Below are 1,062 nucleotides of genomic sequence, written 5' to 3'. Positions count from 1 at the left end.
GCTGGACGGCGTGACGAAGGTGTACGGGAAGGGGGAGAGCGCCGTCGCCGCGCTGCGCGAGGTGTCGGTCGCCCTGCACAAGGGCAGCTTCAGCGCGGTGATGGGACCGTCGGGCTCCGGCAAAAGCACCTTCATGCACTGCGCCGCCGGTCTCGACCGGCCGACGTCGGGCAGCGTCCACCTGGGGGAGGTGGAGCTGAGCCGGCTCCGCGAGCCGAAGCTCACCGAGCTGCGCCGCGAGCGGATCGGGTTCATCTTCCAGGCGTTCAACCTGCTGCCGTCGCTGACGGCGGAGCAGAACGTGACGCTGCCGCTGCGCATGGCGGGCAGCCGGACGGACAAGACATGGTTGGGTGACGTGATGGGACGGGTGGGGTTGTCCGATCGTGCGACGCACCGTCCCGCGCAGCTCTCCGGCGGTCAGCAGCAGCGGGTCGCGATCGCCCGCGCGCTGGTGACTCGGCCTGACCTGGTCTTCGCGGACGAACCGACCGGCGCGCTCGACACCCGTACCGGCAGGGAAGTGCTCCAGCTGCTTCGCCAGGTGGTGAGCGAGCTGGGGCAGACCGTGGTGATGGTGACGCATGACCCGGTCGCAGCCTCCTACGCCGATCAGGTGTTGTTCCTGGCCGACGGCCGGTTCGTCGGCCAGCTCGAGCAGCCTACGGCAGAGCGGATCGCTGACTGGATGACTCACCTCGAGCCGTCGGACGACGCCAACGGAGGTGTGCGGTGACCCCGGTTTCCCATGATCATCAACCACTGGCCGCACCATACCCGGTCCAACCGTTGATGATCACGGGGAAGGGCGGGTGGTTGTGATGTTGTGGCTCGCCTTGAGCACGGTGCGGTCCCGCAAGGGCGGGTTCGCGGGCGCGTTCATCGCGCTGCTGTTCGCGACGGTGCTCGTTGCCGCATGCGGGATCCTGCTGGAGACGGGGCTGCGCTCCGGCATCCCGACGGAGCGGTACGACGGTGCGCCCGTGGTCGTCTCCGGCGACCAGCGTGTCAACCCGTCCGAGGGGGAGACCGCGGACTTCGAGTCGGTACATCTTGCCGAGC

At 68.9% G+C, this 1,062-nt stretch carries 2 protein-coding genes; both read left to right on the top strand.

Translation table 11 applies throughout. The annotated features are described in order from the left end of the window. Position 1: 1 nt before the first annotated feature. Positions 2-736: an ABC transporter ATP-binding protein gene (locus tag ELR45_RS11500; protein ID WP_129666549.1), complete on the top strand. Its 735-nt coding sequence runs from the start codon at positions 2-4 to the stop codon at positions 734-736. Between the two features lie 76 nt (positions 737-812). Next, positions 813-1,062, top strand: a 250-nt coding sequence (locus tag ELR45_RS35010) for a hypothetical protein (protein WP_165367686.1), incomplete at its 3' end; no start/stop codon positions are given.

The organism is Phytoactinopolyspora endophytica (genome assembly GCF_004138495.1).
Lineage (GTDB): Bacteria > Actinomycetota > Actinomycetes > Jiangellales > Jiangellaceae > Phytoactinopolyspora > Phytoactinopolyspora endophytica.
The sequence above is the reverse complement of the archived record's forward strand: the minus strand, read 5'-3'. Positions and strand labels throughout refer to the sequence as shown.